Consider the following 14443-nt stretch of genomic DNA (forward strand, 5'->3'; position numbering starts at 1 on the left):
TTGTCGCTGGCGGCAGGCTTGTGCGCGACGCCGTCCGTCACATTAGCTTCAAGTCGACGGACTAAGTACCAGAACCAACGGGCGATTCGTCACGACCAGCGTAACCAAGCACCTACGTATGGAAATAAATTGCTCGACATAGCAACTCAGCCAGCTGAAAAAGAAAGCGGCTCGATGATTATTTAGGCACAGCTAAATTTCTGGACAATGTTTAGGAAATTCTTAACCCAACCGCCTTGACTCTAGTGGCTTGGTTGCTTGCTGGTATCCACACACTGTCGTAACCGTTGACCTGAGATCATGCCGCCGACCGCCGAAGGAAGACACGTGAGTAGCGCGGAAAAAACAACGAGCAAGGCAACAGCCCTGTCGCCTGAGCCGACCGCCGCGCCGGCAACGCGCTGGTATGCGGCCTGCGTCTTTCCCGGGAAGGAGCATGTCGCAGAGCGGCATCTCCGGATCCAGGGATTCGAGCCCTTTGTGCCTCGCTGCGAGAAAACCGTGCGTCATGCCCGGCGGCTCGAAACACGGTCCGCAGCTTATTTCCCGGGTTATATGTTCATCGCCCTTGACGTCGCGCTGCAACGTTGGCGCTCGATCAACGGAACGTTCGGTGTGCGCTCCCTCGTCATGCAAGGGGACCGGCCTTTGCCTGTCCCCTCCGGTCTGGTAGAGCGCTTCATTGCATTGACCGGCAGGCATGGCCTGCTCGACTTCAGTGGCGGCCTCGCAGCCGGTGCTTCGGTTCGGATCCTTTCCGGCCCGTTCGCGGAAATGATCGGTCGTCTTGACCGGCTCGATCCAGCCGGAAGGGCTCGGGTTCTGATTGCGATCATGAATGGCGAGATACCTGTCGACCTTGATACCAGGGATCTCGTCGCCATCGCATAGTCGTAAGCATCGAGGTGCGGCGAGGCGATGCAAATTGTTGTAGGATCGGCTCTCGGGTTTTCACCCGGGAGTGCGGTAGCCGTTCTTCGGTGGGACTAGGCGCTGTCTGACGAGATCGTCTCGTCGGCGCTGATGAGAGTACGCGATATGCGGATAACAATGATTGGTGCCGGCTATGTAGGGCTCGTCTCGGGCGCCTGCTTCGCCGACTTTGGCCATCAGGTCTGCTGCGTCGACCGGGATGCGGAAAAGCTTGCCATGCTCAAACTTGGCAAGATACCGATCTACGAGCCAGGGCTCGACGACCTCGTCACCACGAATACCGCGCAAGGTCGCTTGCGTTTCGACGACAATCTGGCCGATGCCGTTTCTCAATCGGATGTCGTCTTCATAGCCGTCGGCACGCCGTCACGGCGTGGCGATGGGCACGCCGATCTGTCCTTCGTCTACGATGCGGCCGCCGAAGTTGGTCGCGCGCTCAAGGGGTTTACGGTCGTGGTGACGAAATCGACCGTCCCCGTCGGTACCGGCGATGAGGTGGAACGGATCATTTGCGAGCAAAATCCCGCCGCCGATTTTGCGGTGGTCTCGAATCCGGAATTTCTTCGCGAAGGATCGGCCATCGAGGATTTCAAGCGGCCCGACCGCATCATTGTCGGGACCGAGGCCGAAAGGGCCAAGGCGGTCATGGGCGAGATCTACCGTCCACTCTCGTTGAATGTCGCGCCGATATTCTATACGAGCCGGCGTACGGCTGAGCTTACCAAATATGCCGGCAACGCATTTCTGGCCATGAAGATCACCTTCATCAACGAAATAGCCGATCTCTGCGAGCGGTTGGGGGCCGATGTGCAGGATGTCGCGCGCGGCATCGGCATGGACAACCGCATCGGCGCAAAGTTTCTTCATGCCGGGCCGGGCTATGGCGGTTCCTGTTTCCCGAAAGATACGCTGGCACTGGTCAAGACCGCGCAGGACGCGGCAAGCCCCGTGCGGCTGATTGAAACAACGGTCTCGATCAACGACCAGCGAAAAAGGGCGATGGCGCGCAAGGTAGTCGAGGCCTGCGGCGGCTCGGTTCGCGGCAAGACCATCGGTATCCTTGGCCTGACCTTCAAGCCGAACACCGACGACATGCGCGATGCCCCCTCATTGGCCATTATTCAGGCACTCCAGGACGCAGGCGCTTCGATCAAGGCCTATGATCCGGTCGGCATGGAGCAGGCGCGCAAGATGATAGAGGGCATTGAATTCGGGGAAAGCGCCTACGCGGTGGCCGACGGCGCGCATGCGATCGTCATCGTCACCGAGTGGAACGCGTTTCGGTCGCTGGATCTGAAGCGGCTTCGTGCAGTCATGGCGACGCCGGTGATGGTTGATCTGCGAAACGTCTACCGCGGCGAGGACGTCGTGAAGGAAGGCATAGCCTATTCGAGCGTTGGCCGAGAGCGGCATCCTGTCAGGTGAACGTCCAGCAAGAGCCTACTGGAATTCGAATCTTCGGGGTTAAACGTTCCTGCAGAGAACAAGGTAAGCAGGCTAAAAGCATTTGAAGAGACTAAGAATCCAGTAACTCGCAACAGAGATTTTGAACTTGAATATAGTGATGATGAATCGGCCAAGACAGCGCCACCTCGTGCACAGGGTCAGGTTTCAACTCCTGGGCGGTTTGGCTTTTGCAATCATGCTCCCTGTTCTTGTCAGGATTTTATTTGATCCATCAATTCTATATTATTCAAACCTGCAGATTACCATTTTGGCAGGCGTTATCGCGCATACAATAGGTTATTTTGCTTTTCGACGTATAGGTAATTTCCCGGGCATCGCGGCCTCGGGCTACATATTTCCGACATTTGCTTTTTCTTACGGGATTGTTTATTTAGTCATTTTCTTAGCCAGAATTGAATATAGCGGCTTCCAGGCGGCCAGCAGCTTGACGTTGTCAATTCTCTGGTACTTTGTCTTGACCATCATAAGCCGGCGCCTTGACCCTTACAGTCTTGCTGTGGTTCCAGGCGGTGCCGTTGGTCGCCTAGAGGAGATAGGCGGGGTGAACTGGCATTGGCTTGTTTCCCCTGACATGATCATTGAACGCGTCAACGGCGTCGTTGCCGATCTGCGCGCCGATCTGTCCGACGATTGGGAGCGCTACATAGCCGACCGGGCGCTTGCAGGAGTTCCGGTCTACCATGTCAAGCAAATCACCGAATCGCTGACCGGTCGCGTCGAAATCGAGCATCTATCCGAGAACACGCTGGGCTCAATTAATCCCAACCAGGCCTATATCAAAATCAAACAGGCGATCGACTGGGGCTGTGCGCTGTTGGCGTTGATTGTGCTGGCGCCCTTGCTGTTGTTGATCGCGCTGATGATCAGGCTGGAATCTCCCGGGCCCGCCATTTTTCGCCAGGAGCGCCTCGGTTTCGGCGGAAAATCCTTCACGGTCTACAAGTTCCGGACGATGACCGTCAGTGAACCAGAGGCGGCAAACGTTCGCAGTCTCGCCGTCACCAAGCCGGGTGACAGCAGGGTTACCCGGCTCGGCCGCTTCCTGCGCCGAAGCAGAATTGACGAACTGCCGCAGTTGATAAACATCGTTCGTTCGGAAATGAGCTGGATTGGGCCTCGCCCTGAGGCGACAGTGTTGTCGTCTCACTATTCGGTGGCGTTGCCGTTCTATCGCTACCGAAATATCGTGCGCCCTGGTATCTCTGGATGGGCGCAGGTGAATCAGGGATATGTGTCGGAAGACGACGATGAGACCGAGAAGCTGCACTATGATTTCTACTACATCAAGAATTTCTCGCCGTGGCTTGATTTCGTCATCGTGTTGAGAACGTTGAAAACTCTGCTAAGTGGGTTCGGATCTCGATAGAGACCGTGATGAAGTTTGCCTCCATCGAAATTTATCTGTCGAACACTGCGCCAGGATAATGCTTGGCGGTCATGTTTCTTAAGCTGCCGAAGGGTATGAAATGAGCCGAAAAACCGCGCTAATTACAGGCATCACCGGCCAGGATGGTGCTTACCTCGCCGACCTCCTGCTAGCCAAAGGATACGCAGTCCACGGCATCAAGCGCCGGTCGTCGTCGTTCAATACGGGCCGTATCGATCATCTGTATCAAGATCCGCATGAAACCGGGGTCAATTTTTCGCTGCACTACGGCGACATGACCGATGCGACGAACCTGATCCGCATAATCCAGGAAGTGCAGCCGGACGAAATCTACAATCTCGCCGCTCAATCGCACGTCCAGGTGAGCTTCGAGACCGCGGAATATACGGCGAATGCCGACGCGATCGGCACATTGCGCCTTCTGGAAGCCATCCGGCTGCTTGGGCTGACAAAGAAGACGCGTTTCTATCAGGCATCGACCTCCGAGCTCTATGGCAAGGTGCAGGAAGTTCCGCAGAAGGAAACGACGCCTTTTTATCCTCGTTCTCCCTACGCGGCCGCAAAGATCTATGGCTACTGGATCACGGTGAACTACCGCGAAGCCTATGGCATTCACGCTTCCAACGGAATTCTGTTCAACCATGAAAGCCCGATGCGGGGCGAGACATTCGTGACCCGCAAGATCACGCGAGCTGCCGCTGCCATCAGCCTCGGCCTTCAGGACAAGCTCTATCTCGGCAATCTTTCAGCCGAGCGCGATTGGGGGCATGCGCGCGACTATGTCGAAGGCATGTGGAGGATCCTCCAGCAGGAAACCCCGGACGACTATGTGCTGGCCACAGGGGTCAAGAATTCGGTTCGAAAGTTTGTCGAACTCGCCTTCGCCGAGGTTGGGGTCCGCATTCAGTGGAACGGTTCGGGCGTCGCCGAAAAGGGCGTCGATACCAAGTCCGGCAAGATATTGGTCGAGGTCGATCCACGCTACTTCAGGCCCACCGAGGTCGACCTGCTGCTCGGTGATCCTTCGAAGGCGGAGCGGGTCCTCGGCTGGAAGGCGACGACGTCGCTTGATGAGATGGTGCGCGAGATGGTTCAATCCGACCTCAAGGTGGTGGCGCGCGAATACGAGCATCGCCGGCTTGACGAAGAGCACAACCGCAAGGCGGCCCAGTAGCTGCGAAAAGTCCCGCGAACATGAAGATTTCCGTTCTAACGGTCTGCTGGAATTCGGCGGCAACAATCCGTCATACGCTCGACAGTTTCTTTGCCCAGGATCACGAGAACAAGGAACTGATCGTCGTCGACGGTGCCTCGACCGACGAGACGCTCGCGATTGTCCGATCTTATGCTGGGCAAGGATTGCAGGTCATCAGCGAGCCCGACCGCGGCATGTATGACGCGTTGAACAAGGGGCTGGCGCTTTGCACGGGGGAGGCGATCGGAGCCCTTAACGCGGACGACGCATTTCACGACGCTTCCGTGCTCGGCAAGATCAGCGAGGCGCTTGCTGAAAGCGATATTGTCCACGGCCACCTCGACTTCGTCGACAATCACCAAAGCAAGCGTGTGGTTCGCCGCTGGCGGGCGGAGCCAAGGCCCAGTGACGGGTTCCGCTCCGGCTGGATGCCTGCCCACCCGACCTTCTATGTCCGCCGCGCCGTTGCCGAAAAGAACGGGCCGTTCGATCTGACGCTCAAAGTCTCCTCGGACTACGACTGGATGCTGAGGGCCGTCGAGCTTCATGGATTCAGGATCGCGACAATCGATCAGGTCCTCGTCGACATGATGGTCGGAGGCGCCAGCACAAGGAGCTTCCGTTCGCATATCGGGCACAACCTCGAAGCGTTGCGTGCCAGGCGCCGTTGGCTCGGATCCGGCCCCGTCGACTACGCGCTTGTCGCAAAGCCGGCGCGGAAAATCCGGCAGTTCGTTTTCGCGCGGCGAGGTTAGGCGAGGATGAGTGCTGTCTTCCTGGGCGAGGAAGCTAGTCACGTGGCTTCTCGTCACTTGCAGCGGGGCGGTCCTGCTAGTGCAATCAGTCGCTTCCTCTAAACCTGGCAAGGCCGAATGTTTCGAAGCATCTTGACGGTCCTGTCGGGCTCGGTAATTGCGCAGATCATTGCAGTTGCTGTTCTGCCCGCGCTGACACGACTCTACGATGCGGAAGCATTCGGTCGCTATCAGATCTATGTTTCCATACTGAACGTAGCGGTCATCTTTGTCGCCTTCCGTTACGAATTGGCGATCCTAAGCGCGAGACCGGGGCCAATTTTGGAGAACCTGCTGAAATTAACATTTCGGCTCTGCATGTTGACCAGCATCATTGCATTTTTCGTCGCCGGCATCGTCGACTTGTGGATGCCAGGCGTCGCATCATCTTTGAAGGGCGTTCTCTTCTTCTTGCCGGCCGCGATGGCAATCGCGGGAATCTATCAGATGCTCAGCTATTTGCCGATCCGCGAACGTGACTACCGCCTCAGTGCACGTTCGAAGATCTCTCAATCGGTGGGTTTCTCGGTCGGTGCCCTTGGATGTGCCGTTCTGTCTTTCGTAGGAGTTGGCCTGGTTCTGGCCGACACGTTCGGAAGAGTCGTCGGAAGTATTTCTATCCTCCTTGGTAGCGGCAAGCTCTGGCGAACGTTGATCTCTCCTGCCTCCTTTCCTGTAATGAAAATTACGGCAATTCGCTTCCAAAAGTTCGGGTTTCTCACGTTCCCGGGAGCCCTTCTATCTGCGCTCAGCGCAGCTATTGTGCCGTTTGCCTTTTTCGCCCTATTCGACCTCACAGTTGCTGGACAGTACGCACTTGTAGAGCGGTTCATTTTGATGCCCGTCGGGATCATCGCGATGGCGATCTCGCAAGTCTTTACAGGGGAATTCTCTACGCTCTATCGCTCTGACAAAAGGAGCTTGAATCGCGCATTTCGACGTTCGCTCCTCTACTTGCTCGCCGTCGGCCTTTTGCCAACGATTTTGGGAATGCTGCTCTCGGCGAAGGTGGTTCCCCTCATCTTTGGAACAGACTGGGCACTAGCCGGAAAACTGTGTGCCATCGGATTTCCGATCGCATATATGCGTTTTGTGGCAATCGCGGTGACCATGACTCTTGTCGTTGTCGATCGCCAATCGCTTCAGTTCACCTGGGAACTGAGCAGGTTTGTCTTTACGCTGTGTGTCTTCGGCTGGGTCTGGTGGGTGGATCCGGGCAGTCCAGCAACCGTCATGGTCTGGTATGGTCTGGCAACTGCCGTCAGCTATGCTCTTCACTTGGCATTTTGCGACCGGGCGACGAGAGCGGTAAGTCTGCAGGCAGAGATGAGCGAACGGGTAATGGCATGAATCTAAGGATAGCAATGTAGATGCTGTCTCCCAATCAAACAGTTGGCACGAAGGGTGGTGCGGTGGTTCTCAAGAGGTTTATCGGTTGGAACAGGTGCGCCGCCGCCTGGCTCGAACGCCGCTTGCCCAGGGTTTTCGGCGCCCCGTCCTACAAAGCGGAGCTCGAGCGCCGTATCGCCGACGACATTGCACGGCTCAGGCCTTCGGCAATCCTGGAGGTCGGCGGGATCGACCGGCCACTTCTGCAGCGCGGTCACGGCTTTAGCTATATTGGCCTGGATATCGAGGAGAGGCCTGACTGCTATACCGTCTACGATCGATTTATCGTCCAGTCGATCGAGCAGCCAGTCAATGTCGAGGCAGATATGCTTATTTCCATCACGTTGATGGAACACGTGCCGGACAACAAAGCCGCATCGGGCTCGATGTTTTCCGCATTGCGGCCAGGCGGTGCGATGCACCACTACATGCCCTCAAAATGGCATCCTTATTCGATCGCGCTGCGGCTCGTCGGGCCAGTCATGCAAAAATGGCTGATTCCATACCTCCGACCGTCGGCGGTGGGCGTTACCGGGTATCCGGCCTTTTTCGACCATTGCTCGCCCTCGGATATGGCAAAGGTGTTTCGCCAGCAAGGATTCGAGAAGATCGACGTTATGCCATTCTACCGTGCCAGCGATTACTTCGCTTTCTTTCTGCCTGCCTATCTTTCCGTCGCTCTATTCGAGAACCTTTGTGCGGCCTTGAACTGGCGCATCTTCTGTTCAGGTTTCGTCATCAGCGCCATAAGACCCGCAGACTAGCTGCGAGCAAGAACGAGGCCATGCGACTTTTTCAAAATTCCGGAATCAATCCTGTCTATCAACCGCGGCTGGCCGATCTCGTCGGCAGCGCCAGCGGATTCGAGCAGCAGAAGGACGTATTTCTGAACGATCGCTACGGCGCCGCGCACATCCTTTTGCCGGTGCTCGACCGTCATCCGGAGGCATTCTTTACGAACGGCGACGACGAATCGCTGCAGCGGGCGTGGGCACGCGAAAACGGGCTTGGCGAAGACACGCCATTGGACGACATCCTTCTTGCCCAGATCGAACATCACAAGACGGACGTCTTCTACAATCTCGACCCATTTCGTTACGGTGCCGCTTTTGTGCGCCGCTTGCCTGGGCACGTGAAACGAAAGATTGCCTGGCGCGCCGCACCAGGCAAGATCGACTTTTCCGGTTATGACCTCGTGCTTTGCAACTTTCCGTCCATGCGGCAGATATGGGAAGAGCGGGGCGCCAGGACGGCGGACTTCTTTCCGGCTCACGACCCGGAACTCGATAGAGTGGCTGCGAATCGGAACAGAGACATCGATGTCCTGTTCTTCGGCGGCTATAGTCGCCACCACCAGCGTCGGCGGGAGATCCTGGAGACGGTGGCTCGTCTTGCCGGCCGCCGCCACATTGTCTTTCATTTGCATTTGTCACGCTATACGCCGCTCGCAGAGACGCCGCTTGGCTGGTTCGGTCCGCTGAGCGCGGTGCGCCGCCCGCCTGCGATCCGCAAAGTCAGCGCGCCTCCCGTATTCGGTCGCGCCATGTATGCAGAGCTTGGAAGGGCCAAGGTCGTGATCAATGCCTCGATCGACATGGCAGGCCCGGATCGTGGCAACATGCGCTGTTTCGAAACGATGGGCGCTGGAGCTCTGCTGGTTTCCGACTCCGGTAACTACCCCGGGCCGATGCGCGATGGCGAAACCATGATTGTCTATGAGCAGCCGCAAGACGTCTCCAAAAGAATCGAGCAGCGGCTGGACGATGGGAGCTGGGACAGGATCGGCTGGGCCGGCAACCGCGCGATTCGTGAAGAATACAGCAAGCAGCGCCAATTCGAGCGGTTTGTCGAACTGGCCTAGCCGCCCATTGACTTCACGGCCAATAGCGACGTTGTGTTTTGATGGCTGGGAATCCTCTGTGTGCCAACGAATTTTTGGTATGCTTGCTCTGAACACCTGCAGGAATTTCTTGTCATAGCCGGCCCTTGAGGCTCCTTCGTGGGAGGCGAGCCTTTGTCAGACGATTGGTTTTTTTGGAGATACGCACATGTATGGAAAAATTGCCGACGAGGTCGAACGGCGCCTGGCAACCTTCGGGTTTCGTATCGCCACCTGGGACGATGCGCGATCGTGCGGCAAGCTCTACGCGGGGCGGCTGACACGCAATCTCCCTCAGTTCGATACGCATATCGGACTGACGCCCTACAGCCCGTCACCTCGCAACATCAACCACGATGTGACGCAGCCGATGCCGCTAAGGGAATGCATCGATATTTATCAATCCGAGGATGTCTTTGAACACGTAGCGTACGAGAAACTGCCGCAGATTTTTGCGCACATCCATACCGTGCTGAAGCCGGGCGGATTGTTCCGGATGAGCGTGCCCGATTATCGTTTCGATGTTTACCGGGATCGGTCCGTCCAGGATGGCGATCGGTTCGTATTCGACCCTGTCGGCGGCGGCAGATATGAAAATGGCGTCGTCACCGGCGGCGGGCATTTGTGGTTCCCGACATACGAAAGCGTCACTGCACTCGCAGCCGCAAGTCCATTCTCGAAATGGGAGGTGCTTGAAGGTTACGATCCGGACGGCAACGCGATCATCAAGCCCGTCGACGAATCATATGGACGGGTGCTGCGCACTTCATATAGAGACCCCCGTGTCGCGAGCCGCCCACGCCCATTGTCCATGATCATGGACTTGTGGAAGTAGCTCGACCGCTACGGCGCGGAAGCCGGCTCGCAAATTCCATTTGGGCATTCGGTTGCCCGAGAACCGCGGCGTGTTACCGGATCAAGCTTAACGGCAACTTTAGCCAACATGTATGATGAGCCGGTGCCAACCGTTGTCTCAACTCGACAAGGCATGGTATCGCTGTTGCCGTTTAACTAGTGAACCTCCAGCACAATGTACATCAGCAAACACGTTCCGATCTACAAGGACTTATGGGCCTGGAGTTTCGCCCTGGCGGTTGCCGGTTATCCACTAATAGGAGTTTTCTCGTCTGCTACGGGGCGGGAGGACGCAAAATTATCGATCGCCTTCCGCATCTTGGTAATTGCTCTAAGCGGCATCGCATTTTTTTGGTCGGACCGGCACAAGGCATGGCGATTCGGAGATGTGTGGCTATTTGCCTTCGCCGCGCTCTACCTAACAAAACTCGGCATCGATGCCGATTACAACATCGATGGAGCGTCGGACGCGCTCGTATTTGCCCTGATCACTTCGGTTGTGCCAGCTGCTCTTCTGGCGTTATCGACAAATACGTGGTCGGAGATCAACGTGGCGTGGGCACTTTTCACCGTCGGCGCATTGAGTGTGGCGGGTATCGTTTGGCTCCAATACAGTGGTTCAAATGCGGTGCTGGTCGATACGACGGATCGTGTTTATTTCGAAAGATTGAATCCCATATCCGTAGGTCATGCCGGCCTGACTACACTTATAGCGTCATACACCCTGCTTAGGTTTGATCAAAGCAAGATCATAAAGATTGTTATCCTGAGTGTAGTGTCTGCCTCGGCAGTCGCTATCTATCTAGCGGCGGCCCGCGGGCCGCTTGTCGCTTTGGGGTGTTGTATCGTTTTATTTCCCTTACTCCGTCCGAATTTCACGACCATGCTCGTGTGCTTGTTGTTTGTTGCCGGAGCGGTATTGGCGTTGGCCATCACTGACATAACGCCGCTGCTCGACAAATTCCATCTGACGGTGATCGGGAAAGACAATTCGACCACCGAACGGCTCGGATCGATTTCGCTCTCGTGGGGACTGTTTCAGCAAAGCCCTTTGTTTGGCTGGGGCACGCAATTGCCTCTGTTCGTATACCCCCACAATATGTTCATGGAGATCCTTCAATCGGCTGGTCTTCTCGGTATGGCAATATTTATCCCGGTTTTCGTTAAACTGGGAATGGCGATAAAATTCCTAGCCGACAAACGCCTGGTGCTTTTGCCGCTTCTGGCCACGCAAGCCATCGTCGGCGCGCAGTTCTCCGGATCCCTTTGGGGGTCAGCATTCCTCTGGATCGTCGTTACGGTCTTGATTTTCCGTGTCAATGCCATGAGGTCATTTGACCAATGGTCGCAGCGGCGCATGGCGTGGCGTACCCCTGCTCGATTTGCTGTGCCCGGCGAGGGTTGGGCAGCGAGTAATGTTGCCGCTCGGAAGTGAGATGCGCGTTCGCCTGCGATACCGTTTTTTCGGCACTATTGCGCTTCGTCAATCTCGCTCAAGAATTTCAAGGTAGCCTGCCACCATTCGGCTTTTTCATCCCATTTTACGGGCCCGTCGCTTAGACCGCCACGCATCGTACCCCAGATGACGATCCCGTCTGCCAATCTTCTGCAAGTGTCTAGTTGAGCATACCAGAAGTCGCCGGGCAGGAAAGCTAGGGTCTTTTGAAACTGCGGCCATAGGAAGCAGTAAACCGGTTTTCCTTGCGCGACCCGTCGGGCTTCACCGATGTTGGCTTGCGCATAGGCTATCCAGGCATCCTGATCCCCATAAAACGTGTAGAGGGATGGAAACAGCGCGTCGACGTAGGGGACAAGAGCGGAGGCGATCCTAGTGTTTTGCTGCTTCCAGTCCTCCTGAGCCGCGGCACCGTCATGGCCGATCGCTCTCCAATGATCCCTGATCGGCATGACGCCGTAGAAGCCGAGCTTGACGTTCGGGTCTGCCCTTCTGAAAACGCTCAAAGTTTGTTGATATTTAGCAATTGAAGAAGCTTGATCGGGGCCTTCCAACGGCCAGTTTTCGATGTCGATCACCAGGAAATGGTTGCTCCTTGGCAGTTCTAGAGCTTGCCGCACCTGGTTGGCATTCGGCACGTCCAATCCCAGGACGTGTGGATCCGCAATCGTGAGATGGTCCAGGCCGAACGAGCGGAAATCTTTTGGCCCGTTCTCAAACAGCAAAGTCTCGAAAACCTTGAACGGTTGGCGAGCCTGCGGCAATGCGGGCCACGTGCCGGCCAAAAGGCACATCACACAGGAAACAGTCTTGAAAAACGAGACGTTGCGCATCCGGCCTCGCCAATTCGCGAACGTATGCGCTGGTGAAAATCGCATGGATTGAATTCCTCATGACCTGAACTTGACGAGTCAAGAAACGGTAGCGTAGCTGGAAAATTCGAACAACGTCCTGATGAAAGGGGGATGCATTGTCGCAGGGTGACAGGGGCAGGCCGTGCTTCTTAGCAGCCGGAAATTATCCGCGGTGGAACAGTGGACGAGCGAAGCACGCAAGCCTATGACCGAGGCGCTGCTGCACGCGCCAATCTGGGCCTCGCGGCGGCTGTTGTGGATGCATCTGACAAATCTGACGAGGAGATCGAGATCGCTGTGACCAAGAACGTGCCGCCTCACGCAGTTGCCGAACATCCGGCGCGGATCATTCAGCACGTGGTTTCTCTCGATGCCTGAAATGGCCATGACTTGGGAAGATGCCGTCCGCTGGTGCATGAGCGAGCCTTCGATGAAGGATCTCGCCCGCGCCGCCTATTTCGATGATCCGGTCGCTGCGGCGCAGCGTTACCACGAAAGTGCGGAGTTTCAGGCGGTTCGCGGCATGATCCCGCGCAAGGCCGGCCGTGCTCTCGATCTCGGCGCTGGCAACGGCATCCTCTCCTATGCCCTGGCGCGCGAGGGCTGGTCGGTTACCGCTGTCGAGCCCGATCCCAGTGCACTTGTCGGTGCTGCTGCAATCCGGACGCTTGCTGAGAAGACAGGCACGAACATCGATGTGATCGAGGCATTCGGCGAAGCTATTCCGTTGTCCGCCGCCGGCTATGATCTGGTCGTTGCCAGGCAAGTGCTTCATCATGCGCATGACCTGCCGGCATTCTGCCGCGAAGTTGTGCGGCTCGCCCGCAATGGCGCGACGTTCCTGTCGTTGCGCGACCATGTGATTTCCGGACCGAAACAACTGGAACCGTTTCTGCGCGCTCATCCGTTGCATCATCTCTACGGCGGGGAGAATGCCTTCACGCTGGCAGACTACCGCGCTGCTCTCGAAGGGGCAGGGCTGACGATCAATCGTGAAATGAACTCTTTCCAATCGGTTGTGAATTATGATCCGATGACAGCATCCGAAATTCGCGAGAGGCTCGCTGCGGCCTTCGGTCCCCTGTCGGGGCTCGTGCGCGTGACTTTGTCCCCGCTACCCTTCGGTGCCGTTGCCGGAGCTGCGGCACTGCTTGACCGTCGGCCCGGGCGGCTGGTGTCGTTCCTTTGCCATAAGCAAGGGAAGGGCTGATTTGGTGGCGCAATTGAACGAGGCGAAGCCTGTCTGGGTGACTGGAGCCGGTGGCTTCATCGGCCTGCACCTGTCGCGATTTCTTGCCCAGCAGGGCCACGTTGTCCTTGGCTTCGGCCGAAGCGAAGCGCCTGGGTTCGCCGTCGCAACTGGCGGCGCTTTTTTTTCCGGCGGCGTGACCGCGGAAACAATGGGCGCTGCTCTGGCCGCATATGGTCGCCCGGCAGCCGTATATCACCTGGCAGGCGGCTCTACGGTAGGCCGGTCGATTGCCGAGCCGCTGAAGGACTTTGAACAAAGCGTCGGTTCCACAGCTTGTGTCCTCGATTTCCTGCGTCGCCACGCACTCGGGGTCTCCGTCGTTCTGGCATCCTCCGCTGCCGTTTATGGCGGCGGCCATTTCGGCCCGATCGGGGTCGACGCCGCGCTCGATCCCTATTCCCCTTATGGCTATCACAAGCGAATGGTGGAGGAACTCGGCCGGTCATACTGCGCGGCATACGGGCAGCCGGTCTCGGTGGCACGGCTTTTCTCTGTCTACGGCGAGGGGCTGCGCAAGCAACTTCTCTGGGACCTCTGCGGCAGGCTCGCGGCAGGCGAAACCGACATTGTGCTTGGTGGCACCGGAGCGGAAATGCGGGATTGGCACCATGTCTCGGATGTCGTGCGATTGATCCATCGCGTCTTGCCCGCCAATGCAGCAAGCTTCGCGGTCTATAATGGCGGTGCCGGCGCCGCCGCGTCCGTCAGCACGATTGCCGGGATGGTCTTGGAAGCCTGGGGCGGGAAGCATCGCCTCGCGTTTTCGGGAGAATCCCGGCCGGGCGACCCTGTCAATCTGATCTCGGATCCCTCCGGCGTCCCGGAGGGACTTCGGTTGCAGATGCCGCTTGGCAAGGGCATTGCGGGATATGTCGATTGGTATCGCGCCGAGGTTCTCGGCGAGCCGGTCGGCGATTTGCGACGCTTCGCGCCTTGATCACCGTCGGCTTCACGCTTATCGGCCGTGGAACCTGGTCCGGCG

At 57.2% G+C, this 14443-nt stretch carries 14 protein-coding genes; 13 read left to right on the top strand and 1 reads right to left on the bottom strand.

Features of this window, described 5'->3' with window-relative positions; translation table 11 throughout:
* Positions 1-300 precede the first annotated feature (300 nt).
* The 10 genes from nusG to NKI70_RS03150 all read left to right on the top strand — a co-directional run bounded on the left by nusG (position 301) and on the right by NKI70_RS03150 (position 11334).
* Positions 301-891 carry a transcription termination/antitermination protein NusG gene (nusG, locus tag NKI70_RS03105; protein WP_352724203.1) on the top strand — a complete coding sequence of 197 codons (591 nt, stop codon included), beginning with the start codon at positions 301-303 and terminating at the stop codon, positions 889-891.
* A 147-nt stretch (positions 892-1038) separates the two neighbouring features.
* Positions 1039-2358: a UDP-glucose dehydrogenase family protein gene (locus NKI70_RS03110; RefSeq protein WP_352724205.1), complete on the top strand. Its 1320-nt coding sequence runs from the start codon at positions 1039-1041 to the stop codon at positions 2356-2358.
* 139 nt (positions 2359-2497) lie between these two features.
* Positions 2498-3766 (top strand): sugar transferase, encoded by a 1269-nt coding sequence (locus NKI70_RS03115; protein WP_352724207.1) that lies wholly within the window; start codon positions 2498-2500, stop codon positions 3764-3766.
* Positions 3767-3866: 100 nt separating this feature from the next.
* The gene (gene gmd, locus NKI70_RS03120; protein WP_352724210.1) at positions 3867-4961 is read left to right on the top strand and encodes a GDP-mannose 4,6-dehydratase; all 1095 of its coding nucleotides are present in this window, start codon (positions 3867-3869) and stop codon (positions 4959-4961) included.
* Positions 4962-4981: 20 nt separating this feature from the next.
* A complete protein-coding gene (locus tag NKI70_RS03125; RefSeq protein ID WP_352724212.1) occupies positions 4982-5737 on the top strand; it encodes a glycosyltransferase family 2 protein in 756 nt (251 codons plus the stop codon).
* 132 nt (positions 5738-5869) lie between these two features.
* Entirely contained in the window at positions 5870-7126 is a 1257-nt protein-coding gene (locus NKI70_RS03130) for a lipopolysaccharide biosynthesis protein (protein WP_352692396.1), read from the top strand.
* A gap of 20 nt (positions 7127-7146) precedes the next feature.
* Complete coding sequence (locus NKI70_RS03135) at positions 7147-7929, top strand: methyltransferase domain-containing protein (protein WP_352724214.1); 783 nt, start codon at positions 7147-7149, stop codon at positions 7927-7929.
* Positions 7860-9026 carry a glycosyltransferase family protein gene (locus tag NKI70_RS03140; RefSeq protein WP_352724216.1) on the top strand — a complete coding sequence of 389 codons (1167 nt, stop codon included), beginning with the start codon at positions 7860-7862 and terminating at the stop codon, positions 9024-9026. The genes NKI70_RS03135 and NKI70_RS03140 overlap by 70 nt, the downstream gene beginning before the upstream one ends.
* Before the next feature lie 187 nt (positions 9027-9213).
* On the top strand, positions 9214-9879 hold the full coding sequence (locus NKI70_RS03145) for a methyltransferase domain-containing protein (RefSeq protein WP_352724218.1): 666 nt from the start codon (positions 9214-9216) through the stop codon (positions 9877-9879).
* A gap of 195 nt (positions 9880-10074) precedes the next feature.
* Positions 10075-11334 (top strand): O-antigen ligase family protein, encoded by a 1260-nt coding sequence (locus tag NKI70_RS03150; RefSeq protein ID WP_352724220.1) that lies wholly within the window; start codon positions 10075-10077, stop codon positions 11332-11334.
* A 35-nt stretch (positions 11335-11369) separates the two neighbouring features.
* Here the strand turns inward: NKI70_RS03150 and NKI70_RS03155 are convergent, their stop codons facing one another.
* Positions 11370-12188, bottom strand: a complete 819-nt coding sequence (locus NKI70_RS03155) for a hypothetical protein (RefSeq protein WP_352724222.1) — start codon at positions 12186-12188, stop codon at positions 11370-11372.
* Between the two features lie 201 nt (positions 12189-12389).
* On the opposite strand from NKI70_RS03155, the gene NKI70_RS03160 reads away from it, so the two are divergent.
* The 3 genes from NKI70_RS03160 to NKI70_RS03170 are packed head-to-tail and all read left to right on the top strand — an operon-like array spanning position 12390 to position 14398.
* Positions 12390-12587, top strand: coding sequence for a hypothetical protein (locus NKI70_RS03160; protein ID WP_352692402.1), 198 nt, complete (start codon positions 12390-12392; stop codon positions 12585-12587).
* Positions 12588-12594: 7 nt separating this feature from the next.
* Positions 12595-13419, top strand: a complete 825-nt coding sequence (locus NKI70_RS03165) for a class I SAM-dependent methyltransferase (protein ID WP_352692403.1) — start codon at positions 12595-12597, stop codon at positions 13417-13419.
* 4 nt (positions 13420-13423) lie between these two features.
* Positions 13424-14398 carry an NAD-dependent epimerase/dehydratase family protein gene (locus NKI70_RS03170; RefSeq protein WP_352724223.1) on the top strand — a complete coding sequence of 325 codons (975 nt, stop codon included), beginning with the start codon at positions 13424-13426 and terminating at the stop codon, positions 14396-14398.
* Positions 14399-14443 lie beyond the last annotated feature (45 nt).

Source organism: Mesorhizobium sp. M0500 (assembly GCF_040321165.1).
Classification (GTDB): Bacteria; Pseudomonadota; Alphaproteobacteria; order Rhizobiales; family Rhizobiaceae; genus Mesorhizobium.

Coding starts and splice junctions, on each gene's coding strand:
- NKI70_RS03125 (WP_352724212.1), top strand. CDS start 4,982: ATGAAGATTTCCGTTCTAACGGTCTGCTGGAATTCGGCGGCAACAATC.
- NKI70_RS03135 (WP_352724214.1), top strand. CDS start 7,147: ATGCTGTCTCCCAATCAAACAGTTGGCACGAAGGGTGGTGCGGTGGTT.
- NKI70_RS03115 (WP_352724207.1), top strand. CDS start 2,498: ATGATGAATCGGCCAAGACAGCGCCACCTCGTGCACAGGGTCAGGTTT.
- NKI70_RS03155 (WP_352724222.1), bottom strand. CDS start 12,188: ATGCGCAACGTCTCGTTTTTCAAGACTGTTTCCTGTGTGATGTGCCTT.
- gmd (WP_352724210.1), top strand. CDS start 3,867: ATGAGCCGAAAAACCGCGCTAATTACAGGCATCACCGGCCAGGATGGT.
- NKI70_RS03165 (WP_352692403.1), top strand. CDS start 12,595: ATGACTTGGGAAGATGCCGTCCGCTGGTGCATGAGCGAGCCTTCGATG.
- NKI70_RS03150 (WP_352724220.1), top strand. CDS start 10,075: ATGTACATCAGCAAACACGTTCCGATCTACAAGGACTTATGGGCCTGG.
- NKI70_RS03110 (WP_352724205.1), top strand. CDS start 1,039: ATGCGGATAACAATGATTGGTGCCGGCTATGTAGGGCTCGTCTCGGGC.
- nusG (WP_352724203.1), top strand. CDS start 301: ATGCCGCCGACCGCCGAAGGAAGACACGTGAGTAGCGCGGAAAAAACA.
- NKI70_RS03145 (WP_352724218.1), top strand. CDS start 9,214: ATGTATGGAAAAATTGCCGACGAGGTCGAACGGCGCCTGGCAACCTTC.